21 protein-coding genes are annotated in these 24,028 nt (G+C 60.4%); 5 read left to right on the forward strand and 16 right to left on the reverse strand.

The window, feature by feature from the left end; translation table 11 throughout:
- Positions 1-181 precede the first annotated feature (181 nt).
- Positions 182-880 carry an IS6 family transposase gene (locus FSO04_RS30515; RefSeq protein WP_154565363.1) on the forward strand — a complete coding sequence of 233 codons (699 nt, stop codon included), beginning with the start codon at positions 182-184 and terminating at the stop codon, positions 878-880.
- 382 nt (positions 881-1,262) lie between these two features.
- On the forward strand, positions 1,263-1,490 hold the full coding sequence (locus FSO04_RS30520) for a hypothetical protein (protein ID WP_154565334.1): 228 nt from the start codon (positions 1,263-1,265) through the stop codon (positions 1,488-1,490).
- Between the two features lie 234 nt (positions 1,491-1,724).
- On the opposite strand, the gene FSO04_RS30525 is transcribed toward FSO04_RS30520, so the two are convergent.
- The 7 genes from FSO04_RS30525 to FSO04_RS30550 form a co-directional block, all read right to left on the reverse strand.
- On the reverse strand, positions 1,725-3,221 hold the full coding sequence (locus tag FSO04_RS30525; protein ID WP_168435900.1) for an efflux transporter outer membrane subunit: 1,497 nt from the start codon (positions 3,219-3,221) through the stop codon (positions 1,725-1,727).
- 17 nt (positions 3,222-3,238) lie between these two features.
- Complete coding sequence (locus FSO04_RS30530; RefSeq protein WP_154565336.1) at positions 3,239-6,343, reverse strand: efflux RND transporter permease subunit; 3,105 nt, start codon at positions 6,341-6,343, stop codon at positions 3,239-3,241.
- Between the two features lie 16 nt (positions 6,344-6,359).
- On the reverse strand, positions 6,360-7,481 hold the full coding sequence (locus FSO04_RS30535; protein ID WP_166618276.1) for an efflux RND transporter periplasmic adaptor subunit: 1,122 nt from the start codon (positions 7,479-7,481) through the stop codon (positions 6,360-6,362).
- Between the two features lie 421 nt (positions 7,482-7,902).
- Positions 7,903-9,297, reverse strand: coding sequence for a heavy metal sensor histidine kinase (locus FSO04_RS30540; protein WP_154565338.1), 1,395 nt, complete (start codon positions 9,295-9,297; stop codon positions 7,903-7,905).
- The gene (locus tag FSO04_RS30545; protein WP_154565339.1) at positions 9,294-9,965 is read right to left on the reverse strand and encodes a heavy metal response regulator transcription factor; all 672 of its coding nucleotides are present in this window, start codon (positions 9,963-9,965) and stop codon (positions 9,294-9,296) included. The genes FSO04_RS30540 and FSO04_RS30545 overlap by 4 nt, the downstream gene beginning before the upstream one ends.
- A gap of 673 nt (positions 9,966-10,638) precedes the next feature.
- Entirely contained in the window at positions 10,639-10,890 is a 252-nt protein-coding gene (locus tag FSO04_RS47735) for a hypothetical protein (protein WP_166618277.1), read from the reverse strand.
- A gap of 265 nt (positions 10,891-11,155) precedes the next feature.
- Entirely contained in the window at positions 11,156-11,977 is an 822-nt protein-coding gene (locus FSO04_RS30550; protein WP_154565340.1) for an aldo/keto reductase, read from the reverse strand.
- Between the two features lie 151 nt (positions 11,978-12,128).
- Between FSO04_RS30550 and FSO04_RS30555 the strand changes: the two genes are divergently transcribed.
- Together FSO04_RS30555 and FSO04_RS48810 are read left to right on the forward strand one after the other, a co-directional pair.
- Positions 12,129-13,073 (forward strand): LysR family transcriptional regulator, encoded by a 945-nt coding sequence (locus FSO04_RS30555; protein WP_154565341.1) that lies wholly within the window; start codon positions 12,129-12,131, stop codon positions 13,071-13,073.
- Between the two features lie 59 nt (positions 13,074-13,132).
- The gene (locus tag FSO04_RS48810; RefSeq protein WP_166618278.1) at positions 13,133-13,630 is read left to right on the forward strand and encodes a class I SAM-dependent methyltransferase; all 498 of its coding nucleotides are present in this window, start codon (positions 13,133-13,135) and stop codon (positions 13,628-13,630) included.
- Here FSO04_RS48810 and FSO04_RS48815 read toward each other — a convergent pair.
- From FSO04_RS48815 to FSO04_RS30590, 7 genes are read right to left on the reverse strand one after another with little or no spacing between them, the layout of a single operon-like run.
- Entirely contained in the window at positions 13,596-13,817 is a 222-nt protein-coding gene (locus FSO04_RS48815) for a hypothetical protein (RefSeq protein ID WP_171928552.1), read from the reverse strand. The genes FSO04_RS48810 and FSO04_RS48815 overlap by 35 nt on opposite strands.
- On the reverse strand, positions 13,795-15,336 hold the full coding sequence (locus FSO04_RS30565; RefSeq protein WP_154565342.1) for an amidohydrolase family protein: 1,542 nt from the start codon (positions 15,334-15,336) through the stop codon (positions 13,795-13,797). Before FSO04_RS30565 ends, FSO04_RS48815 begins: the two co-directional genes overlap by 23 nt.
- Before the next feature lie 29 nt (positions 15,337-15,365).
- A complete protein-coding gene (locus FSO04_RS30570; RefSeq protein ID WP_154565343.1) occupies positions 15,366-16,247 on the reverse strand; it encodes a carbon-nitrogen hydrolase family protein in 882 nt (293 codons plus the stop codon).
- Complete coding sequence (locus tag FSO04_RS30575; protein ID WP_154565344.1) at positions 16,244-17,056, reverse strand: ABC transporter ATP-binding protein; 813 nt, start codon at positions 17,054-17,056, stop codon at positions 16,244-16,246. The genes FSO04_RS30570 and FSO04_RS30575 overlap by 4 nt, the downstream gene beginning before the upstream one ends.
- 1 nt (position 17,057) lies before the next feature.
- On the reverse strand, positions 17,058-17,957 hold the full coding sequence (locus FSO04_RS30580; protein WP_154565345.1) for an ABC transporter permease: 900 nt from the start codon (positions 17,955-17,957) through the stop codon (positions 17,058-17,060).
- Positions 17,954-19,015, reverse strand: coding sequence for an ABC transporter substrate-binding protein (locus tag FSO04_RS30585; protein ID WP_199203072.1), 1,062 nt, complete (start codon positions 19,013-19,015; stop codon positions 17,954-17,956). The genes FSO04_RS30580 and FSO04_RS30585 overlap by 4 nt, the downstream gene beginning before the upstream one ends.
- A gap of 10 nt (positions 19,016-19,025) precedes the next feature.
- Positions 19,026-20,123 carry an ABC transporter substrate-binding protein gene (locus FSO04_RS30590; RefSeq protein ID WP_154565346.1) on the reverse strand — a complete coding sequence of 366 codons (1,098 nt, stop codon included), beginning with the start codon at positions 20,121-20,123 and terminating at the stop codon, positions 19,026-19,028.
- A gap of 298 nt (positions 20,124-20,421) precedes the next feature.
- Between FSO04_RS30590 and FSO04_RS30595 the strand changes: the two genes are divergently transcribed.
- Positions 20,422-21,153: a GntR family transcriptional regulator gene (locus FSO04_RS30595; protein ID WP_154565347.1), complete on the forward strand. Its 732-nt coding sequence runs from the start codon at positions 20,422-20,424 to the stop codon at positions 21,151-21,153.
- Between the two features lie 12 nt (positions 21,154-21,165).
- On the opposite strand, the gene argE is transcribed toward FSO04_RS30595, so the two are convergent.
- A complete protein-coding gene (gene argE, locus FSO04_RS30600) occupies positions 21,166-22,362 on the reverse strand; it encodes an acetylornithine deacetylase (RefSeq protein ID WP_154565348.1) in 1,197 nt (398 codons plus the stop codon).
- A 155-nt stretch (positions 22,363-22,517) separates the two neighbouring features.
- A complete protein-coding gene (locus FSO04_RS30605) occupies positions 22,518-24,017 on the reverse strand; it encodes an amidohydrolase family protein (protein ID WP_168435901.1) in 1,500 nt (499 codons plus the stop codon).
- Positions 24,018-24,028 lie beyond the last annotated feature (11 nt).

The raw sequence follows: 24,028 nt of genomic DNA on the forward strand, positions 1-24,028 counted from the left end.
GCAGGCAGCCGAGACAGGATAACGGAAGGAATTTCGCCGGATTGCCGTGACGATGAAAATGACCATCGTCACGGCAATCCGGCGATGGCTAAACTCGTACCTTGACTTCGGCCGACTAATGGGTGTCGCAATAAGGCGGTCCGCTATGATGTGCGGAACAAGATTAATGACTAAAAGCTTGATGAAGACGCTGAATCCGGCCGTGGCTCGAGTGCTCAAACGCCTGCATTACCCACTTGATGTAATCCTGACGTGCGTGCGTTGGTACGTGTCTTATGCGCTAAGCCTGCGAAACCTGGAAGAAATGATGGAGGAGCGAGGCATCTCGGTCGATCATTCAACCGTGCATCGCTGGGCCCTCAAGCTGTTGCCGGTGCTGGCGAAAGCGTTTCGCCGTCACAAACGCCCTGTCGGCAAGAGCTGGCGCGTCGACGAGACCTACATTAAGGTCAAGGGCCAATGGAAATACCTGTATCGCGCCGTCGACAAGGACGGTAACACCATCGATTTTCTGTTGCGGGCCCATCGGGATAAGGCCGCGGCGCGCCGGTATTTCGAAAAATCGATCGCCCAAAATGGCGAACCCGAGACGGTGACGATCGACAAAAGTGGCGCCAATCTGGCTGCGCTGGAAGCCATCAACGCCGAGCGCGAAACGCCCATCAAGATCCGCCAGACGAAGTACCTGAACAACGTCATCGAACAGGACCACCGCGCGATCAAGCGGCGCACCCGACCCATGCTCGGGTTCAAGAATTTTCGGTGCGCCCGCATTCTGCTTGGTGGTATCGAGGTGGCGCACATGATCGCCAAGGGGCAGATGAAAGACAACGGCGCCCGACAAATTCCTGCTGAGCAGTTCTATTCGTTGGCTGCATAGGTAGTCCTGTTCACATCAGACTTTGCTCACCTTGAAATCGTTATCGCGACAAAGCCGCCTACAACGTGACAACCCCCACGTGTGTTCAGGTCACCGGACAGTTGACCGTTTTCACATGCATGTCTTGGCAGGGATATGCGTGTGGCCGGCGCGGCGTTTCGTTGCGAGCGGAGGAGTAGGCCGCTCCATTCGGCGAATCTGCGCACCCTGCGATCGATGCGATCGATGCGAGCAGAGCCGAGATGACAATCAGACGGTTTAATGTAGGTAGTCGCGATAACATCAATTGAACCCCAATGGACTGAGTTGACGGACCGCGTCGATTGTTTCCACTGTCGAAAAAGATCGACGATTCCGTTTTTTCCATTGTTGCGTCGTACGCATGAACCCGACATGGCCCGAAAATGACCTTTTGGTAATGTGTGACGTGACCTGGCAGGGTGTTGAAAAGCATCTTGTGGCCGTCGTCCGCAGAGGGGTAAACGCCATCGAATACGACAACATGGTGCACAACGTTGTGTCCATCGATGCCATTCTCGCGGATAGCAGCGAGGCGCGCTTCGAGTCGTTGAAGAATCCCGCACACGGTGCGCGTCTCGAGCGGAGATGATTTATCAAAACCTCATATGGGCTCCGTGTGACGCGTGCAGGGTCCGCGGATACAAGCAGAGGGGCGATTTCACATGCATATTCTGATTGCGGCAGGGCACGCCAGCGTAGTCGACTACGGTGCCATCCGATGTCTGTCGGTTCGAGGTGAGATGGCGCGATTGCGACTGGGTCGCGCAACCGGCTAGCACGATCGCAAACGCAAAAATCGTACAAAGTCGTTTCATGATCTGTTTTATCGCGGTTGGTTTGACGGGAACGTCGAGACGAGTGAATCGGACCGATTCCACCAGCCGCCGCCCACGGCCTGGAACAAGGCTGCGGTATCCGCCAGTCTGGCGGCCCTTGCCTGTATCGACGCAATGCGCGCCATTTGCCAGGTCTGCTCCGCGGTCAGCACTGACAGATAAGACGCTTCGCCTGAGCGCAGCTTTTCACGTTCGATAGCCACACTGCGCGAGGCAGCCTGCTCCGCATTGACGGTCGCCTGCAACGTCTTCGCGTCCGCCTGCACGCTCTGCAATACATCGGCAACGTTCTGAAATGCGTTGATCACCGTTGAGCGGTATTGGGCGCTGGCCTGATCGAATGCCGCCTGCGCCGCGCGCTGGCGATGCAGCAGCGCTCCACCCTGGAAGATCGGCTGGGCGACCTTCCCGACAATGGTGAAGAACTGGTTGTACGGCGTAAATGCGTTCGCGATGGCACTGGGCGAAGTTCCCAGGGCGGCTGTCAACGAAATTTGCGGCAACCGATTGGCGATCGCGACACCCACCTGCGCGCTAGCCGCATGCAATGCCGCAGACGCGGCAAGAATGTCGGGCCGGCGCTCCACGAGGGTCGATGGCAGACTGACGGGAAGATCCTCGGGTAGGTGCAAGGAGGACAGGTCGAAATCGGCCGCGACATCCTCGTTCGGAAAGCCGCCCATGAGCGCGATCAACGCGTCGCGCTGCAGCGCCAGTTGTTTCTCGAGCGGCGGTATCGCGGCCTGCGCCTGCGCAAGCACTGCTTCCTGTTGCAGGACGTCCGCCTCGGCAATTTCACCGAGCATGCTTTCGCGCCGGAGAATGTCGAGGAGTTCGACATGGGCTTTGATCACCTCCTGCTGCGCAGCGATCTGCCCGCGCAGCGAAGCAACGTTGAACGCTGCAAGCGCGAGATTGCTGCTCAACGTCAGATAGGCCGCTTCCAGTTCGAAACGCTGATTGTCGGCTTGCGCGGATACTGATTCGATCATGCGGCGATTCAAGCCGAATGCGTCGAGTGAATACGACACGGTCAGCTCGCCCGTGTAGAGCGAGTAAATGCGCTGGTTGTTCGCGGCGACGGGTGCAAGGCTCGCCGTGGCCGTTTCATTTCTGCTGCCTGACGCGTCGACGCCGATGCTCGGAAAGAGCGTCCCCCTCTGGCTCAGCATGTTCTCACGGGCCACGGCAAGCGCGGACTGTGCGGCAGCGATGGTTGGGCTCGCCTTGAACGCGCGGTCGATCATCGTGTTGAGCTCCGGCGACTGGAACAGCGTCCACCATTGGCCCGGAATATCGCCGCCAACAGCGAATTGCTGCGCCTCTCCCACTGCGCCGGGGGCCGCAGCGGTCTTCGAAGGCAGCGGAGCCTGCGTGTAACCCGCGCCGCTTGGGGCGGCCGGCTGCCTGAAGTCAGGACCTACCGCGCAGGCCGCCAGCAGTAGTGGGATCAACAGCGTGGATGAACGTTTGAGAGCGATCACGTTATAGCCTCCTTCTATCATTCTGCGAATTGCGTTTCGCGCTCGGGGACGTGCGCAAGACGCGCCGTGCTTTTGCGGCGATCGAACCAGGGATAAACGGTTGGCAAAACCAGCAGTGTCAATAAGGTCGCCGACACGAGACCGCCAATGACGACTGTCGCAAGTGGACGCTGAACTTCCGCCCCGGAGCTCATCGAGAAGGCCATCGGCAGGAAGCCGAGGCTCGCTACGGTTGCCGTCATGAGGACAGGCCGCAGCCGGGTCGCGGCAGCGTGTTTCGCAGCCTCGACGGCACTCAGGCCGCGAGCGCGCGATTCGACGATGCTGCTGACCAGCACGACGCCGTTGAGCACGGCAATACCGAAGAGCGCGATAAAACCGACCGCAGCGGAAATACTGAACGGCAGCCCGCGTATCCAGAGGGCGAAAATGCCGCCGATTGCTGCAAACGGTACGTTGCAGAAGATGAGCGCTGCAAGGCTGGCACTGCCGAACATCAGGTAGAGCAACGCAAAGATCGTGACAAGCGAGATGGGCACCACGACGTAAAGGCGCGCCATTGCGTCCTGCAGGTTCTTGAAGCTGCCGCCCCACGAAACCGTATAGCCGGGCGGAAGCTTGACCTGCGTCTCGACCGCACGTTGTGCGGCGACGACGAAGCCGGCGAGGTCGCGCCCTCGCACGTTGGCCTGAACGAGGATGACGCGCCGGCCCTCTTCGCGTTCAATGGTCGATGGTCCCGGCTCCATGCGGATGTCCGCCACCTCCGACAACGGCACTTCACGGCCATCGCCATTGCTGATGCGTAGCGCACCGATTCGCGTCACATCGTTGCGATCCTGCGACTGCATGCGAACCCGGATGCTGAACTGGCCCTCACCGTCGACAATCGTCCCAACCGTGCGCCCGCCCAGCGACTGAACCATATCGAGCACCTGGCTAGCATTCAGCCCGTACCGCGCAACCGCGTCGCGCCTGACGATGACACGCACGTAAGGCTGGCCTATCGTCTGCTGCGCCTGTACATCAGCCGCGCCCGGCACTCGTGAAATCACGGCCGCCACCCGCTCGCCCGTATCGTGCAGCGTTTGCAGATCGTTGCCATGAATCTGCACGGCAACATCGGCCTGAACGCCCGCGATCATGTCGTCCATGCGCATCTGGATCGGTTGCGCCCAATTGAGCGCCAAGCCCGGAACAGCGCGATCCAGCGCCGCGGAGTACTCGGCGACGAGCCCGTCCTGGGTTTGCGCCGTCTTCCACTCGGACTGCGGCTTCAGCATGATGAAGGTGTCGCTTTGCTCCACGCCCATCGGGTCGGTCGGAATCTCCGAGCTGCCGCCGAGCGTGACAGCCGACTGCACTTCGGGAAAGTGCATCAGCGTGCGTTCGACCATGGATTGGGCCTGGACCGCCGACGGCACGGATATGCCGGGCAGTTTCGTCGTCGTGACGGTCAGCGCCCCTTCGTCCAGGCGCGGTAAAAATTCAGCGCCCAGCCTCGTGGCGGCGAAGGCCGCGACCGCGAGCAACGCGACGGCGAGCCCCATCGTTAGCGCAGGCTGTTGCGCGGCACGCGCGAGAATCGGCTCATAGCGCAGGCGCACCCAGTGAAGGATGCGGCTCTCGCGCTCTGCGACCTTGCCGCGCAGCAACAGGCTAGCGAGCACCGGCATGACCGTCAGCGTGAGGACGAGCGACGCGAGCAGCGCGAAGATAACGGTCATCGCCATCGGCCGGAACATTTTGCCTTCAATACCCTGAAGGCTCAGTATCGGCAGGTAGACGGCCGTGATGATGAGGACCGCGAACGTCACAGGCCGGGAGACTTCTTTTGCTGCCTCCTGCACGAGCGGGCGTAACGGCTGATTCGGCGCTTCGGAACGCCGCCGCACGACGTTTTCGATCATCACCACTGCGCCGTCGACAAGCAGGCCGAAATCGATCGCGCCGAGACTCATCAGATTGCCCGACATTCCCGTACCGTACATGGCGATGACGGCGACGAGCATCGACAGCGGAATCGCCATTGCGACGATCAGCCCTGCACGCGCATTCCCGAGCAGCAAAAGCAGCACCGCGATGACGAGCACGGCACCCTCGACCATGTTGTGAGCGACCGTATGCAGCACCCGGTCCATCAGGTCCGCACGGTTGTAGTAGGGCGCAACCTCCACGCCGGGCGGCAGCGTCCGGTTGATCTCCTTGATTGCGTCCTGCACGCGCTGTGCAACGACGCGCGTGTTTTGCCCGATGCCCATCAGCACGACGCCGACGACGGCTTCGCCTTTGCCGTCACGCGTGACCGCGCCGAGCCGAGGCATTGGCGCTTCGTCGATATGCGCCACGTCATGAACGTAAAGCGGCGCACCGCCCGCAGCGGTACGAAGCACGATGTTGCCGATGTCGGTCGTGTTACGCAGCAACCCCTCGCCGCGGATGATCGATTCTCCGCCGTTGTGCTCGATTGTCGCGCCGCCTGTTGCGCCGTTGTTCATCTGAACGGCATTGAAAATGTCGCCGACCGACAGGCCATAACGCGTGAGCGCATTGTCGTCGACCTGCACTTCGTAGGTCTTCAGGAGGCCGCCGTTTACATTTACGTCGACCACGCCTTCCACCTGGCGCAGCTTCGGTGAGATCTGCCAGTCGAGCAGCGTGCGCAACGTCATCAGCGACTGGCCGTGGCCACGTACCTGAAACTGATAGATCTCGCTCAGGCCATCCGACAGCGGCCCCATCTGCGGCGCGCTGGTGCCGGGTGGAAGCTGTATCGTCTGCAACCGCTCACCGACCAGATTGCGGTCGAGGTACAGGTTCGTATCGTCGGCGAATCGCACGTAAATCACGGAGAGACCGTAACGCGAAATTGAGCGCAGGCTCTGCATGCTAGGCAAGCCCTGCAGCGCGAGCTCGACTGGCGCCGTGATCGAGCGCTCGACATCGACTGGCGCGAGCCCGGGCGCCTGGGTCGTCACCAGCACCTGCTGCGGCGAGATGTCCGGCTCCGCATCGAAAGGCAGCCGTTGCATGCTGTATAGCCCGGCTACAATCAGGACGGCAACGAGAATCAACACGGCGGCGCGATTTCGCAGTGCTGCCTCGACAAGTTTGGTAATCATGGCATACGCTCGCGGATTAGCCTTCGTCTGGAATGGAGCCCTTCATGAGCGCAGCCTTCAGCCAGTAGCTGCCGTCGGCGACGACGGACGTGCCGGCCGACATGCCACTGAGAATCTGCGTCATGCCGTCGGCGGCGTAGCCGGTGCGAACGGCGCGCCACGTGAAACGGCCGTTGCCGGAAGGAATGAATACGGCTGTCTGTCCATTCACATCCTGGAGCGCCGTGTCGGGCACAAGCGTCGTGTCCCGACCGAGCGGCGACTGGATCTCGACCGTGCCGAACATGTTTGCGCGAAGTGAGCCATCACCGTTAGGCAACTCGCAGCGGACCGCTACGGTGCCGGTGTTGATGTCGACCTGGTCGGCGACATCGATGACACGGCCGGTGAACTGTCGATTGCCATACGCATCAATGTGGACAAGCACCGTTTGACCGGGGCGTACGTCTGCGGCCTCGCGCTCAGGGACGTTGGCTTGGACCCACATTGTCGAAAGATCGGCCAGCGTCGCAATCGGCGACGACGTGTCGACTATGTCGCCGGCGGCCGCGCCCACGTTGCTGATGACACCGTCGAACGGCGCGACGAGCGCACCTAACGAATCGCCCGGGCTCAGTCGGGCCAGCGTGGCCGTTCCATTGCTTCGATTCGCCGGCGCACCGATCGGCATCAGGCGCTGCTGCATGCCCTGCCACTTCTGCAGGTCTGCTTGCCGCGACTTCAGCATGGCCTGTGCATTGACCACGGCAGCACGGCGGCGGTCGAGCTCGCTCTGCGCGATACCGCCTCCGGTGACGAGCTCGGTGCCGCGCTGCAGTGCTGCATTGGCCGCATCGGCTGCAGCCCGCGCGTCCGCCACCGCGGCGGACGCGCTTGCGACCTGACTACGTACGTCGCTCAGGTCGAACTCGTCGAGCGTGGCGAGCCGTTGCCCCGCACGCACATGGTCACCCGCGGCGACATCGACAGCAACGACCCTTGCCTTTGAAGGAGAGCCTAGCTGCGCGAGCCGCTTCGCGTTGAATGCGACAATGCCGGTAGCGGCAATGGTATGCACACCGGGCCGAAGCTCCGCTTTCGCGAACTGCAATTTGACGTTCGCGAGCGCCTCGGGTGAGAGGTCTACGGTAGTGGGCAACGGCGGAGCCTGATCGACTGCCGTAGCTGGCAGCGCTGACTCGGTAGCCGCGGGGGAAGTCCGCGAGTGAAGGGAAAGCAGGGCACCGCAAAGAATGAGGATGCCCGCTCCCCCGACAGACAGCTGCAGACGCTTGCGATAGCGAATGTTCACGATAGCTCTCGATGTTTGAACAGACCTTAGGACTCTGAGGTATGGCGACGGCTTCCCTCAGTGCTGGAGAGCGTATTGTCGTGTTGCGCGTCTGATTACGAGGTGGCGGGAAGATGTCATTTCGGACACCTTGGGAAGGCACGCGCAGAATGCGCCGTTGGCTTGCCGACGGAAGGCGGACGCGGGCGCGCCATCTTGCGCGGTTCAGCTAACGGAACTCTGGGAGAAAAGGATGCCGCGTGATTGCGCGGAACGGCGACTCAGGGTGTCACGCGGTAACGGAAGGAAAGTAAAGCGTGAAGGTCGTCAAGCCGGCGCGGCTCACGACGTCGACTCGGCCACGATGCAACTCCATGATCGATCGTACGATGGCGAGGCCCAGCCCCATGTTCTTCGCCGACCCTTGCCGCGCAGAATTGATACGATAAAAGCGGTCGAAGATCTTGCCGATATGCTCCGGCGGGATGGTTTGACCGTTATTCGTGACTTCCACGGCGACGTACTCGCCAGACCGGTAGGCACGCAGCGCGATCTCCGATTCGGCGTCGGCATGCGCAAGCGCGTTCGATACGAGGTTGCTGACGGCGCGTCGAAGCATCGACGGATCGGCGCGAACCTGGATTGCGCCGTCGATGCCGAAATGGACGCCCTTGTTTTCGGCCACTCCTTCAAAGTACGAGGCGAGCCTTGCGAACTCTTCATGGCAATCGAGTACGTCCAGCCGAAGCGGTTCCTTTGAGTGGTCCGCTCGCGCGAGGAACAGCATGGTCTCGATCATCCGTTGAAGGCGCTGGCATTCTTCGATGTTCGAGTCGATAAGCGCTTCATATTCCTCGGTGGATCGCTGACGCGAAAGCGTGATTTCGGATGCGCTGATCATGTTGGCGAGCGGCGTGCGCATGTCGTGCGCCAGATCGGACGAGAACTGCGAGAGTCGCTCAAATGCACGTTGAAGCCTGTCGAGCATCCGGTTCACTGGACCCGCGATGTCATGGAGTTCGACGGGACCACCGCCTATATCGAGGCGCTCGCCAAGATTGTGGGCTTCGATGCGCGAAATTCGCTGGCCGATGGTTTTGACCGGAGACAATCCCCGCTTTGCGATGGCGTAGCCAAGCAAACCCATCAGCGCGGAACCACCGAGGAGCACGAGCCATACATCGCCTTGATACTCGCGAAGAACGGAGTCGCGCGTCGCCGCTTCATGTGAGAGCAGCACGCGTATCGCTTCGCCTGAAGGCAGCGTTTCGTCGCCGAATACGCAGCGCGAAGGCCCGATGGACGGGGGAGAGCATGAATAAGGCTGTTGTTCTGCCGGATTGCCCGACCCAATCGACCGCAAGCGCTGGTCCCGCCGGCCCGAGTCGGCCAATATCCTTCCTTGACTATCCAGTATGGCGAATGAGATTGCGGGATGCGCGAGCAATTCCTCTCGAAACAGGTCGCTATTGCTGCCAATCGCCTCCGCCGAGCCGTATCTGCGAGCGGCCGCCAGAAACTCGTCGAGCTTGACCGAAATCTCGCTGTCGTCGCGTTGCCTGAGTTGGCTGGAGAGCGAATGATAGAGGAGGCCGCCGGCCATCGAGAGCACCAATATGGCGACGATAGTAAAAGCGAGACTCAGACGCCTGAGCAGCGAGTACGCTCCATCCACGGCAGTCATGGTCGCTCTTCCATCACATAGCCCATGCCACGGACCGTATGGATTAGTTTCTTCTCGAATGGGTTGTCGATCTTTGTGCGCAGACGTTTGACAGCCACTTCAACAACGTTCGTATCGCTGTCAAAGTTCATGTCCCAGACCTGTGACGTGACGATTGTGCGCGTGACCACTTCGCCCTGCCTCTCGGCGAGCAGTTTCACAAGCGTGAATTCCTGCGCAGTCAGGTCGATGCGTACGTTCCCGCGACGCACACGGCGCCTGACGAGGTCGATTTCCATATCGCCGACACGCAGCACGGTGTCGACCGATTGCGTGGGTCTGCGCAGCACCGCGCGAATTCGCGCAAGAAATTCGGAGTAGACGAACGGCTTCGCCAGATAGTCGTCCGCCCCTGATTCAAGTCCGGCGACCTTGTCTTCGACCGCATCGCGCGCGGTCAGGAGGAGCACAGGTGTGCGTTTTTGCGCGCGTAAGCGCTTGAGCACCTCAAACCCGTCGAGGCCCGGGAGCATGACGTCGAGTACGATGAGATCGTAGTCTTCATGGAGCGCGAGAAACAAACCGTCGTTGCCATCGTTAGATACATCGACGATGAAGCTTGCCTCCATTAAGCCTTTGCGAAGGTACGAGGCCATCTTCGGTTCGTCCTCGACGATCAGGATACGCATGATGAAAACCCTCTCGCACAGCAAGTCGTGCATTCAATGCAGATAGTACATGACGCTAATTGCGTCTGCACAGCGTATCGCGCTGAGGCAGAGTCAATCAAATGCCGATGCTGGCAACTCTCTTGGCATCGCCTCGGCAGTGCTCTTCGAAATGGCAGACAGATAATTATAGAAAGACATCCTTGCGTCAAGATGGACGGGAAATGACAAAAAAGTCATGAATCGGGACACTTATCCGGTCATGGCTCAAGCGTAGTTGACGACGATAAAGCAGGGACAGGGGCTGGTGGCAATATTACGGCTCCAGTGCCGCAATGAGGCCTGTCCGCTGTCGCAATCAGACTGACATTCGCGGTTGGGCGCTTGCGGCAGGGGCATGATGGTGATCGTCAATCACCGCCACCATCGCGTTGTTGTCACTCGTCACTACGTCTGGTACGAAAAGCCAAACGCATAAATTCACGGCTTTCCGGCCTCGGAGTCAGCCACACAACCAATTTTCTGTCGACAGTTCGTCGGCCTATTGCGACACGTGTGACCTGCCCGCTGTCGTGTTCGGTGAACGTCCGCGTCTCGTAGATGCAAGGAACAAGTGGTGGCTCACTCCGGGCATCCAAATCCAAACATGACGTCGATGTAATGCAAGCGTCAGGACACCTGGATTAAGCCAGCCTTAAAAAGCAGAATGAGCAGTTGCTCGCGGTGCCGCCGCACGCTGCGCCGCCTGCTCCTGTGCGTGCTGTTTCGCGAGATGGTGACCGACAATACATCCGCCTACCGCGCCGACCACCGCGTGATGACCGGCGTAATGACCGGCCACACCACCGACGACAGCGCCCTTAAGGCAACCGGCGGCGTTTGCCGTTCCGACGCTTGCAAGAAGGAGTGCTGCTGCGACCAGCCTGAATTTGCTTCCAGTTTTCATGTTGTTTGTACGCGTGTGTCGGGGCCCAACCCGAGTTGGAGGCGGGTTGCTCAATTTCAACCTTCCGTTTCGCCGCTCTGAAGTAGTAGGGTTGTTGCTTCCGAGGCAATGTTTCGCATGAGTTGAAATTGATTGCCGCAATCGACGGCGGTTCACGCGAGAATCTGAAGTTCTGTTAAACGGATGTCGATGAATCAACTTCGATTGCGCACCAGAGCCGCGGCGATGACTAGCGGACGGACTGCCTGCGGTGCGAAGACAACGGTTACGCGTCCCATTCCGGCGCGAACGGCGGAGTGACGAAACGGTGGTTCTTCGGCAACACCGCAATAGCGTGCCGGTCATCATCGTCGAGTTTCACCGCCAGCGCGTCGAGATTGGATTTCTGACTTTCGCGGCGTTGAGCCTTAGGAATAACGGCCACCCCGTCCTGTTCCAGAAGCCACGCAAGAGCAACCTGGGCAGCGGTCACGCCATGCTTGACGCCGATTCCCTGAAGTACGGGGTCGCTCGCTGCCCTGCCTTGTGCAAGCGGGGCATAGGCGACGAGTGGAATGCCTTTCTGACGCAAGTAGCTCAGCATTTTCGACTGGTCTAGAAACGCGTGGTATTCAATCTGGTGGCAGGCGATGGGTGCGCCGATTTCCTCGATAGCTTTTCGCAGCATCGTCATGTTGAAATTGCACACACCGATTGAGCGGACTGTGCCGTTCTGCAGAAAGCCTAGCATTGTCTCCATGATGGCGCTGAGGTCCATGTCACGCGACGGCCAATGCACCATGTACAGGTCAACATAGTCGACACCGAGCTTTCCGAGGCTGGCGTCCAGCGCGCGCCGGAGGGACTCCGGCTTGAGGTTCTCGTGCCATACCTTGGTCGTCAGATGCAGTTGCTTCCGTCCGAGACCCGACGCGGCAATTGCGGCGCCTACAGCTTCCTCGTTCTGATACATCTCGGCAGTGTCGATGTGTCGATATCCGAGCTCCAGCGCGCTTTCGACTACCGGCTGGCAGCCGCCACCCGGCATACGGTATGTGCCAAATCCGAGGCGTGGCAGTTCAATTCCCTGTGTCTTCAAAGTTTCCATTGATGCATTCCCAAGCCGGTTCAGGTCTGCAGCGAAGGCCGCCGCAGCGTTCAGGAGGACAATTTCTCATTTTTTGATTGTTGAATAAAGTATGTGCTACTCAAATCACTCGTGATTAAACTATCTAAATGAGACGAGCATTGGAGAGGGCATGACGTTTGATGGTCGGTTGTTTTCTGGCATCACCGTACTTGCCGCAGTCGCGGAGAGCGGCAGTTTCGTGCGCGCAGCAGACGCTCTCGGATTGTCGCCATCGGGCGTTAGCCGTGCTATTTCACGTCTCGAGAAGCGGGTAGGCGTACGGCTGCTTGACCGGACGACGCGCTCGCAGACGCTGACCGACGAAGGGAGGCGTCTATTTGACGCGGTTGGTCCGCATCTGACAGGCATCGAGGAGGCGGCTTCGGCGGCATCGGGTTCAGCGAATGTTGTGCAGGGAAAGCTTCGTGTTAACGTTGACCCGTTCTTTTCAAGGACGGTGCTGGCGTCACGATTGCCAGATTTTCTGGCACATCATCCTGACCTTTCGCTCGAACTCATCATGCGCGACGACGTCGGCGACCTCGTGGCAGATGGATTTGACCTTGCGGTGCGCTTTGGGCCCCCGCCGATGGGAACATTGATTGCGCGCAAGCTACTCGAGACGCGCATCATTACGGTCGCCTCTCCACGGTATGTGGCTGAGCACGGGAAGCCAGGAAATCCGCAGGAGGTGGGCAAACATGAGCGAATCATGTTTTATAACCCGGTCACGGCCAAGCCCTTTGAGTGGGAGTTCCATCGCGGTAAGAAGGTCACGGAGATACCCGCGGAGGGCCGCCTCCTTGTGTCGGACGTGGAAACCATGCTCGGCGCGTGTATAGCCGGCGCTGGCATCGCCCAGGTGATGGAGATTGGCGTCGAGCAGGCAATGCGTGATGGCTTGCTCGTGGACCTCTTCCCGGACTGGTCGGACGAAAGATTTCCGCTGTATGCGCTCTTTCCATCCCGGCGCCATCGAGCTGCGAAAGTCGAGGCGTTCATCAATTTCTGCCTCGAGTCATTATCGGCAGCGGCACCCGTTGCGCACGTTCGACGTCGCAAGCAGGATCGTTGACAGCCAGGACATGGGTTTCGACCAGGTTGCCGATCATCCATGGACCAAGAAATCTGAACTTGCCGACTCCGTTCGCCGATTCATCATTCGATGCGGTCATCTCAGTGGACGTCATGGTTCATCTTCGTAACCGTGAAATGTTCTTCGATGAAATGGCGAGACTGTTGGTACCTGGCGGCAGGCTCTTGCTTACCGATGCTGGCGTTATCACCGGACCGATCTCCAACGAGGAGGTTGAGCGGCGAAGTTCCAACGGATACACGCAGTTTGTGCCTCCCGGAGGCAATGAGAATCTGCTCGGAGCTGCCGGAGGCATGCTACGTACGAGCTTTTGCATGAATTCCACCGCCGCAGCGAGGCAAACGCCGCCCACCACCAATATGGCGCCTATCCCAGTTTCGAATCGATCAACGTCGCATCCAGCGGTCCGAAGTGCTCCACTACAACGGCGATTTCGGTCATGCCCAGCAGGATCGCCTCTGCAACCTGCGCTATCAGATCTGCTCAAGCCTGGCGCAGCAGTCAGGCAGGCCGTTCACCGAGGTTGCCGGACTTGATGCCTTCTTCGTCGTAGAAGGAAATGGTGACCGGATCGACGTCGCCTGACGCGTGCGGGAGCGGATGCAGCACTTTGGTCTCCGGCGCGGCGAAATATCGCTCGAACGACCGCTCGTCGCGCATAGGATCTGAAGTCAGAACTTCGGGGGCATGTGTCTTCCGATCAAGTTCGTGACGAGGGAGCATAGAAGGGCTCCCGCTTGGGCGTCTGCGCAAAATATTCGCTGTAGAACGCCTTCACGTAAGGAAACACCGCTGAACCCAATTCACGTTTAACCTGATCCTGCGAGGCGCGCGGTTTCGCCAGTGTCTGCTCGATCTCGCGCAGAATCGCATCGCGATCCACGCGGGTGAAGCGGCCTTCGTGATACACAACCTCGCCCTCGATCATCACGGTATCGACGGCATTCGTCTTGGCGCGCTGCATGAGTGCATCCAGCATGGGAATGTTGTCGTCCTGATACGGATACGTGGCGGTCTTCCAGTTTATCAGCACCAGATCGGCCAGACGTCCGTTTTCCAGACACCCGATTTGTGCGCCGAATGGGGTGGTTCGAGCGCCGTCCTCAGTGGCCATTTTCAATATCTGCGGGCAAGTCGGCACGTCATCGTCCATTCCCGGCGTGCGGTGTACGCGCAGTGCGAGGCGCATCTCCTGCAACATGTCGCGGTCTTCGTTGATACCGGCTTCGTCGAGTCCCATGCCGACCGTCACACCGTATTTCGAAAACGCGTTCAGGGGCGCCACGCCACTGCGCAAGCGTAGATTCGAACTGCAGTTGTGGCAGATGCAGGTGCCGGTATGGGCGACCATTTCGATGTCTGCTTCCGTCAGCCACACGCCATGGCCAAGGGTTAGCGACGGACCGAGCAGACCGAGATCGTTCAGGTGCGCGACGGCCGTCTTGCCCGTTCGGCGGCGCGCGTATTCCTTCTGATAGACGGTTTCGAGCAAATGCATATGCATCGGTACGCCTGCTTTGTCGGCGCGTTCCTTGATGGCAAGCAGTGTGTCATCGCTACACCAGTGCAGGTTAGCAGGCGCAAGCTGAATCCGAGTCAGCGATTGGCCTTCGTTGTCCTGCACTAGCATGTCGAACAACTGCAGATGGTCGGCCAGAGGGACCTGCTGCGCTTTCAGATGCGCAGCGAGCTTCGCTCCGATGTCCGCCGGCAGACGTTTAACGAAGTCTTCGTCGGCTTCGTAGACGAGCAGATTCTGCTCGCGCACGGCGAAGCTGTACGACGCGCGCATGCCGATGTCCTGATACGCTTTGAGAACGCCTGAAGCGGCTTCATGTATCGACGACAACGGACCCGGTCGCCAACCGTGGATGTGCTGCACAGTCGTAATGCCGGACGCGATCATTTCGAAGGCGGAGTACAGGGTATCGAGGTAAAGATCGATCTCGCGTGCACCCATCCGGCTTGCAAACCACAGTTCCAGCGCGTGGTCCGGAGAGCCATGTTGCAGCGGCGTCAGGCCGACGTGATGGTGACTGTTGACGAAGCCAGGCAGCAACACCGTATCGGGCGAGCCGAGACGCGGCACGTTCGGATACTTTGCGATCAGCTGTTGCGCATCGCCGATCTCGACAATCACGCCGTCGCGTTGATACAGCGCACCGTGGCGGATGATGTCGGCGGTGTGCCGGTTGGTAACGCCCTTCACGATCCACCCAGCGACAATCAATGTTTCGGACATGGTTGCTTTCACCTGAATAGAGGAATGGTTCAGAACGATGGCGTGTCATATAGATCGACACGCCGGTGGTCGAAGTAGGTCAGCTTTTCGCGGGTCGCCGCGATGTCTGCAAGCGCGAGCGTCGCGCTGACGATGCCGGGCCCTTCGTTGCCGCGTCGGTGCGCGAGCATCGCGCCGTCGGCAGCGATCACACACGACTCGCCATAGTTGTCGATGCGCGCGCCATCGAGGAATTCGTCTCCGATCTTGTTGGCGCAAACAACCGCCAGCCCATTCTCCCGCGCGTGGGTGCGCAGTTCGCCGACGAAGAAATCCATATCGTCGCCCCCGCTGCCCGCGACGGGCACGAGGACGAGATCCGCACCGGTCGCACGCAACGCGCGCCAGCATTCCGGAAAGCGGCGGTCGTAGCAGACCAGAACGCCGATGCGCCACGAGCCTACCTGCACCACGTGCAGTGCGTCGCCGGGCGTGAAGTGCGCGGCCTCGTCGTAGCCGGGCGGCGGGTCGTCGCCGACTGGCAGGTGAAGCTTGCGCGCAACCGGGCCGGCGCGCAGCGGCTTGCCGTTGGCGTCGAAGCCGAGCACGGCGTTGTGGTACCGGCCAGTCGCGGGATCGACTTCGTAGAACGGTACGAACAGGGTGACGCCACACTCCTTGGCCAGCGTGGAGCAGCGTGCGGCGAGGGGACCGTCGGCGGGCTCCGCCCAGTCACGATATTGCCCGCCCGGCGCGCTTGCGAAGTACGGCACCATGGAGAGTTCGGGCAAGACGATCAACTGGGCGCCTTCAGCGGCGGCGGCGCGCACGGCGGCAAATGCTGCGGCCTCGTTGTTGGCGAGGTCGGTCGTGCAGGGAGGCAATTGCAGTGCAGCGACGCGAAGTGTGCTGAGGGCTACCGACAAATTCATCGGACCCGCTCCTGCTCGGCGAAGGCGCGATCGACTTCATCGCGCATCAGGTCGGTCAGGTGGACGCTGAGATCGTGGAACGCGCGGCTGCGCGTGTCCCGCGGACGAGGCAGATCGACCGGAATGATGGTCTTGATGCGCCCGGGGCGTGCCGTAAACACGACGATACGGTCGGCGAGCGCAATGGCTTCGTCGATGTGGTGAGTGACGAACACCATCGACACGTTGCTTTGCTGCCAGACCTGGGTCAGGAAATCCTGCATCTTCGCACGCGTTTGCACGTCCAGCGCGGCGAACGGCTCGTCGAGTAGCAGTATCTCGGGTTTCAGCGCGAGTGCACGCCCCACTGCTACTCGCTGGCGCATGCCGCCCGAGAGCTGGTCGGGCCGTTTGTCGATGGCTTCGGACAAGCCGACGCGCTCGAGAATTTCCTCTGCGACACGCCGCCGGTTTTCCTTGGGCATGTGCTGCATTTTCAGGCCGAAGGTGATGTTTTCTCCCACGCTTAGCCACGGAAAGAGTGAGGCGTCCTGGAAGACGAGTCCGCGGTCCGTGCCCGGTTCGCGCACCTCCGCGCCACCGCACACGATGCGGCCGCTGGATACCTGTTCCAGTCCTGAGATTAGATAGAGCAGTGTACTTTTGCCGCACCCGCTTGGGCCCAGGAACACGACGAACTCGCGGCGCGCAATATTCAGATCGATGTCACGCAAGGCAACGAACGGTGCTCCGTCTGTCTGCCATGTCTTGCCGACGCCCTTGCAGGTGACGAGCGGCGGTTGCACGGAAGTTGATTCATTCTGGCTCATATCATTTCCCCAGGCCGTTATTCGGAACCCAGAACAGCACTTTGCGCTGGACGATCCGCAACGCAACGTCGAAGGCAAAGCCGGTGATGCCGATCAGCGTCATCGTGAAGAACGACAGGCTCGAGTTGAAGGTATTGCGCGCGAGCATGACAACCTGGCCGAGCCCGCTGCCGACGCCAGTTGCTTCCGCCACCAGCACCACCATCCATGCGCCGAACAGGTTCATGCGCAGCACCATGAAGAGCGATGGCAGGATGGCCGGCAGAATCACGTGGCGGAAAGTCTGCGCGCGTGTCGCGCCCATCACAGCGGCGACGTTGAGATGGGTGCGGCTGACGTTGTCGATCTGACTGATCGTCGAGACGGTCATGACGAAAAAAAGCGAAATGAACACCATGAATACAGCGGGTGCATTACCGATTCCGAACAGGAAGATCGCAACCGGCAGCCACGCGATCGGCGAAATGGGTGCCAGCAGCGTAATAGTCGGTAGGGTGAGGTTGCCGAACAGGCGGAAGTAGCGGATCGCGATGCCCATCGCCACGCTGCAGACGAAGCCCAGCACCAGGCCGCTTAACACCCGCAACGTTGTTGCGACGATGGTCATGGCGAGCGACTTCAGCGCTGTTGCGTTCGAAGTCTCGCCAATTACATCAGTCGGAATGAAGTACTGTGCTTGCGATGCGAAGTTGCGCAGGAAGATATGCGGCGGCGGCAACAGAAGGGGATCTGCCCAACCTGCGGCCCACGCCAATTCCCATGCGGCAATGAAGCACGCCAGCGAGGCGACGCCCCAACCAAGTGGCACGAGTCGCCGGACAAGGTCGGAGCGTGGCCGGCCACTTGCTGCCGGGCGCACCACGCGCCGGTGCGCGAAGAGGGTCGTCGGATCGGCTTTCATGCGGATTTCAGCTTGAGCTGGCCATAGAGATCGCTGTTTTCCTTAATCACCTCATTGAGCGGCCCCCAGTCGAACATTTCGGGGCCGGGCAGCCGCTTGATGTAACGGAGATCCTTGAGGTTCTGCGCGCGCTGCAGGATGAAATTCTGGTTGCTTCGCTGATCGATCATTGCCGGCTGTTTCGAGGCCGCATCGAGTGTGGCGTCATAGCTCGTCTTGAAGTATTTCCCGACGGTGTCCTTGACAGCCGAAGCACGGTCCAGCTCTTCCTGATGCTGGGCGACCATCATTGCCTTGATCAGCGCCTTCACCGCATCGCGGTTTTCGTGTAGCAGCTTGCTGCGCACGGCAAGAACGCAGTCGCTGTAGTTCGCGCCGTAGACGTCAACGCCGTTCGAGAGTTGCACAGAGCCCGGCCTCGCTTTCAATGCCTGCGTTGCGTAAGGCTCGATGTGGCACATCGCATCGACGTTCCCGGCGATAAAAGCCTGCGCGAGTTCCGGCGACGTACCGAAGTAGCGCACCTTGACGTCGGCGAAGCTCATTCCGGCTTTCTTCAGGTAGTCGTAGGGCAACATTTCGAGCGTATCTGCCTGGAATGTGCCGATGGTTTTGCCACGCAGTTGCGCCGCCGACGTGATGCCCGGCTGCGCGACGATTACGCAACCCTGCGCGCCCGAACCTGCAACGATCTTGATTGGTGCGCCGGCATCGTAGAGCGTCATGAAGTTGGTGTACGGAACGACGGACACATCCACCACGCCCGCGCCGAACAGCGCGGCGATGTCGGCGTTCGACGGCGTCGTCACGAAGTCGAGCGTGACGCCCTGCGCGAGATTGCGTTCCTTGACGAGAAAGAATGGGCAATTGCACAGACCCGTGCCGTGCGTCGCCTTGAGGGTCAGCGGGCCGGCCGCCATAGCCTGTGGAAGATAAGCACCACCCAACGCCGCGGCGCCGGCCAGGCACGCGCCGCGCATCAGAAATTCGCGTCGCGTGCTGCCGAGTTCGGTCAATGGGTAACCATCCGGGTCTTGCTGAACAAATTTCCTGAACATCGCGTGGTCCTTAGAGAGGTTGAACGGCAGATGGGGATATGAAAGTTTCCGCAGGCGACTGCGCAAGCGTTTGTGCCAGCAGGTCGAAGCTGAAGATCTCTCCGATCGAGCCAGAAACCTGCATTCGTCCGAGTGCTTCCAGCGACTGGGCACGCGCGAGAATGCACTCGCGAAGCGGGCGAATATCGATGATTGGCGGCTGCGCAGCGATGCCGGCCAGCAGTTCATCGAACGTGAATTCGGGGTAGCGGTGCGCGCTGGCGCGCAGGGCTTCGCGGGGATTGTTCGTGATCGCTTCCTGCGCATCGAGCATCGCGCGCAAGGCCGCGCGGATGATCTCAGGATGTGCGTCAAGAAAGCTCTTGCGGGCGACGAGCAATGTGTCGGGATAGTCGCCGCCCCATGCCTGCAAGCCGTCGCAAAGTACCTCGAAGCCGCGCATCCGAAGGCGGGAAATCCACGGTTCGATCAACGTCAGCGCCGCGAGGCGGCCGCTGGTCAGATCGTCGACCGCCTTGGCGAGCGATGGGTACAGCACGCGTTCGATCTGCACGGGGGCCATCCCGCGTACCCGCAGCGCATCGTGCAACAGGACTTCCATTGGATCGTCGGCGAAAGTCCCCACGCGCTGGCCACGCAGATCGCTCATCGAAAGGCCTGGCAGACCCATAAGCGCCATACCGAGCTTGCCACTGCCGCCGACAATTCGCAGCGGATCGGGCCGGGCATGATCGACCAGCGGCTGTGTAAAGCCTGTGGTGCCAAGGTCAGCCTCGCCGCTTCTCAGCAAGGCGGCGGTGGAACCGAACTGGGCCAGCGGCGGTGCTTCGACCTGCAGGCCATGGCGCTCGAACAGGCCGGCATCGACCGCTACGAACAACGCGAGATTAGAAAGCGCACTGCCGTGCGCGAGGAGCAGTTTTTGCATGACGGGTTCACGGGGGCGTCGGGAATCGCGTCGGCAGATGGGCTGCCGGATGCGAGGGCTTGGCCACGTTTTAGCGAAGACCGTGCCAGCGGGCATCGAGTTGTGTGCACTTTGATGGATCTCTTTGTTTACAGGATGATGGACATATTGTTTTATAAAATTATGGTTGTTTGTACACAATAATGCACCGACGAGCCTTCTGAAAATGCACCGCGATGTTGCCTAAAGGGCAATTTTGCACCGTCATGTCGCGCTAAGCACGCTCAATGGGCATCGCGTTGTGGACCCCTTTCCGGTGCGCTATAGGGAAGCAAATTCGCTTTCGCAGACGATTTGTTTTCGTTATGAAAATACAATTCGCCGTATAACTTGTGTGCAATATGGGCGATAATTCGCACTGTGACTGAGGTGTGCAGTCGGCGCAGTCAACCGCGCGCGTTGCCCTCATCGTGATCCAACTTACTACCAGGACCCTTTCATGCCGACTGATAAGAAGAGGGCAAAGACAGCCGACACTGAAGTGGCTGGCTCCTTTGACGGAGCTCATCGCCACGTGATTTACGAGCGCTTGATGAATGCGATTTCGGAGCATCGGCTGCAGCCCGGCACGAAGCTCGCCGAGGATCGGCTCGCCGCTATTTTTAGTGTGAGCCGTACCACGGTGCGCGCGGTGTTGCAGCAACTGTCGCACGAGCTTGTTGTGACCATCGTGCCGAATCGCGGCGCTTTCGTTGCGAGCCCGACGGTCGAAGAAGCTCGCGAGTTGTTCGAGGCGCGGCGTCAGATCGAATTGCCGATCATCGAAAAGGTGTGCCGTTGCGCCACGAAGAAGGACCTGGCGCGTTTGCGCGCGCATGTGGCACAGGAAGACGAGGCTCGTAAGCGTGATGACCGGCGTGCCACGGTGCGGCTATCAGGTGAATTCCACGTGATGCTCGCGCAGGTGTCGGGTAACCGCTTCATCGAGCGGACCATGCGTGGCTTGCAGATGCTCACGTGCCTGACGATCCTGCTCTACAACGCGCCGACTGCGCAGGCGTGCCTGCACGACGAACACGCGCGTCTGATCGACGCAGTGGAAGCGGGCAACGTCAAGCTGGCGCAAAAGCTCATGGACGAACATCTCGATCATATCGAAGCGACCTTGCGGCTGCATGGACCGGAGGAAGAGAACGACGACCTGGAGGCTATCCTCGTTCACGGCCTGTGATGCCGATGCGATTCAGGGTGCCGTGAGCGTGTCGAGTACGCGCCGCAGAAACTGGTCGCATTCGGCCAGCTGCGAGAGTTCGACGGATTCGTCTGCCTTGTGCGCATCGTCGATGCTGCCCGGGCCACAAATCACCGTGGGGATTCCCGCTTGCGAGAACAGGCCGGCTTCGGTGCCGTAAGTCACCTTGCGTGTTTCAAAGTCATTGCACAGCGTGCGCACGAGTCGCGTGATGGCGGCTTGCTCAGCGCTGTCGAGCGACAACGTCGTGCCGACCTTTTCAAACGAGATCGCCGCGGCATTGGAGACTTCGCGCATCTGTGGTTCGAGTTCCTCGCGGGCATAGCGGGCGATCTGTTCAAAGAACCTTTCCGGATCTTCGGAGGGCAGATTGCGGTATTCGAAGAAGAATTCGCAATCTTCGGGAATCGTGTTGATTGCGACGCCGCCCTTGATCAGGCCGGTTTGTGCCGTCGAAAACGGTACGTCGAATGCGCGATCGAACGGGCCGTTGCGGCGCAGGGTATCGGCCGTATCGCGGATTCGGCAGATCAGGCGCGCGGCGTATTCGATCGCGTTGACGCCGCTCGGCGTGCGCGACGAATGGGCGGCCACGCCCTTCACGCAGCATCGGTAGGCGTTGTTGCCCTTGTGAGCGACGACGGGCCGCATGCTGGTCGGTTCGCCGACGATGCAGCCTGCCGGCCGGATGCCGCGTTCCGCGAGTTCAGTCAGAAGCAGGGGCGCACCGAGACAGCCGACCTCCTCGTCGAAAGAGAAGGCGAAGTGAACAGGCTCGCGTAGCCAGCGCTTCTGGATGTCGGGCAACAGGCCGAGCGTCACTGCGATAAAACCTTTCATGTCGCACGAGCCGCGGCCGTAGAGCCGATCGCCGCGGATGGTCGGATCGAAGGGATCACTTGACCAGTTCTGGCCGGTTACGGGAACGACATCGGTGTGCCCGGACAGCACGATGCCGCCATTCGTTTCCCCGTTAAAGGCCGGCAGTGTCGCGAACAGATTTGCTTTTTGCCTCGCCCTGTCATAGATCAGCAGCGTTTCTATCTGATGGGCTCGAAGGCGGTCCCGGATCGCTTCGATCAGGCCGAGATTCGAGCGGCTGCTCGTCGTATCGTAGCGAATCAGTTCGTCGGCCAACGCGAGATAGGCGGGGCGTTCGTTAGTGTTCAGTGTTGGCTTATCAAACATCACGTGTGCCGTCGGGCCCTCCGAATAACATCGAACGATTGTAGGCGGACGAAATTCGCAATGTGTACGTCAACGTATGCGGCCCCGCAAAGCTGCGCGTCGCAAGCCCGGCACCAGCTGGCATCTGGATTGCCTAGTGCAGGAGTCCGTCGTCGTCAACCGGCCAGTTTCGCTGTATGAGGTTGCCATTCGGCCTGAAGTGCCTGGGCGCGCGCGTAGACCTTCTCCATCTCCGCGCGCAGCGGCGCGACGGATTCATCCGCGAGGTCGAACTCCGCGCCCAATGCCTGATAAGCGGCGTTGATCTCCCGCAGCAGCGCGCCTTCATCGACGCGCGTGAGTCGTCCGTTCCGCATGACTGCCTCGCCCGCAACAAACACGCTGTCGATAGCGGCGCCGCGCTCGGCATACACCAGTTGCCGCACCGGATCGGTTAACGGCGTGAAGCTGATCGTGTCAGTCCGGTAAGCGACCAGGTCGGCGCGATAACCCGGCTCGATTGCACCGAGCTGGCTGCCTAGTCCGAGCGCTGTCGCGCCGCCAATTGTCCCCGCACGCAGCGCTTCAGCTGCGGACAACCAGCGCGAATAATCGTCGCCGCGTATCTTCGACACTGCTGCGGCGCTGCCAAGCACGTTGAGCATATTGACGGTGACCGTCGACGCGCAGCCGTCGGAGCCGAGACTCACGTTGACGCCCGCATCGAGCAGCGCTCGCACCGGTTGAATGCCCGAGCCGAGCATCAGATTGCTCCATGGATTGTGCTGCACGCTCGCACCCGATTGAGCCAGACACGCGATCTCCGCATCCGACAACCAGACCGCGTGGATCAGCGACGTGCCTGGCCGCAGAAATTCCAGTTCGGCAAGGCGCATCACCATGGACTTGCCGTAGAAGGCTTGCGCCGTTACCACCTGCAAGCGGGTTTCCTGAACGTGGATGATGACCGGCAGATCATGCGTGTCGGCGAATTTGCGGCAACGCCTGAGAAATTCTGGCGTGCAGCGTTGCGGTGCGGAAGGGGCAATCAGCATGCCCACCCGATCATGCTGGGGATGGCGGCGCGCCAACTCGCTTTCCAGCAGCGCGAAGAACGCATCGGGAGAGGGCCGCGGCTGCGCACGTAGTTGCGAAAGCAGCGCGGGCGGGAAAATGCTGTCGACCTCCGGGAAGTTATCGACGATCGCGCGATCCATCATCGAGAACCCCACGAGCGCGCGAATTCCCGAGTCCTCGTAAGCCTGGAAGATAGCGTCGACAGCGGCGGGGTCAATGGCCTGACCGAGGCTCACGTCGTCGACGAGCGTGGTTGTGCCGCTGCGCAGCGATTCGAGCGCGCCAATCAACGTTCGCAGATAGACCTGGCGCGGCGTCAGCTTCACGGGGCGCGGCGCGCGCACGTAGTGCATCCACAACTCGAGCGGCAGGTTTTCGAGCCGTCCCTTGTGAAAATGCTCGTGCGAATGTTGATGGCCGTTGATGAGCCCCGGCACCAGCAGGCAGTCGTCAAGCGGTATGCGTTCGCCGTCGGTCGCGCTGCCGCCCGGCACGATAGCGGCGATGCGCTCGCCTTCGATCACGACGTCGACGCGTCGCGGCTCATAACGCTGTTCGGTGCCCTGTAATGCCTTGACGTTGGAAAGTATCTTGCGCACGGGTTCTACCA

This window comes from Paraburkholderia madseniana, assembly GCF_009690905.1.
Taxonomy (GTDB): domain Bacteria; phylum Pseudomonadota; class Gammaproteobacteria; order Burkholderiales; family Burkholderiaceae; genus Paraburkholderia; species Paraburkholderia madseniana.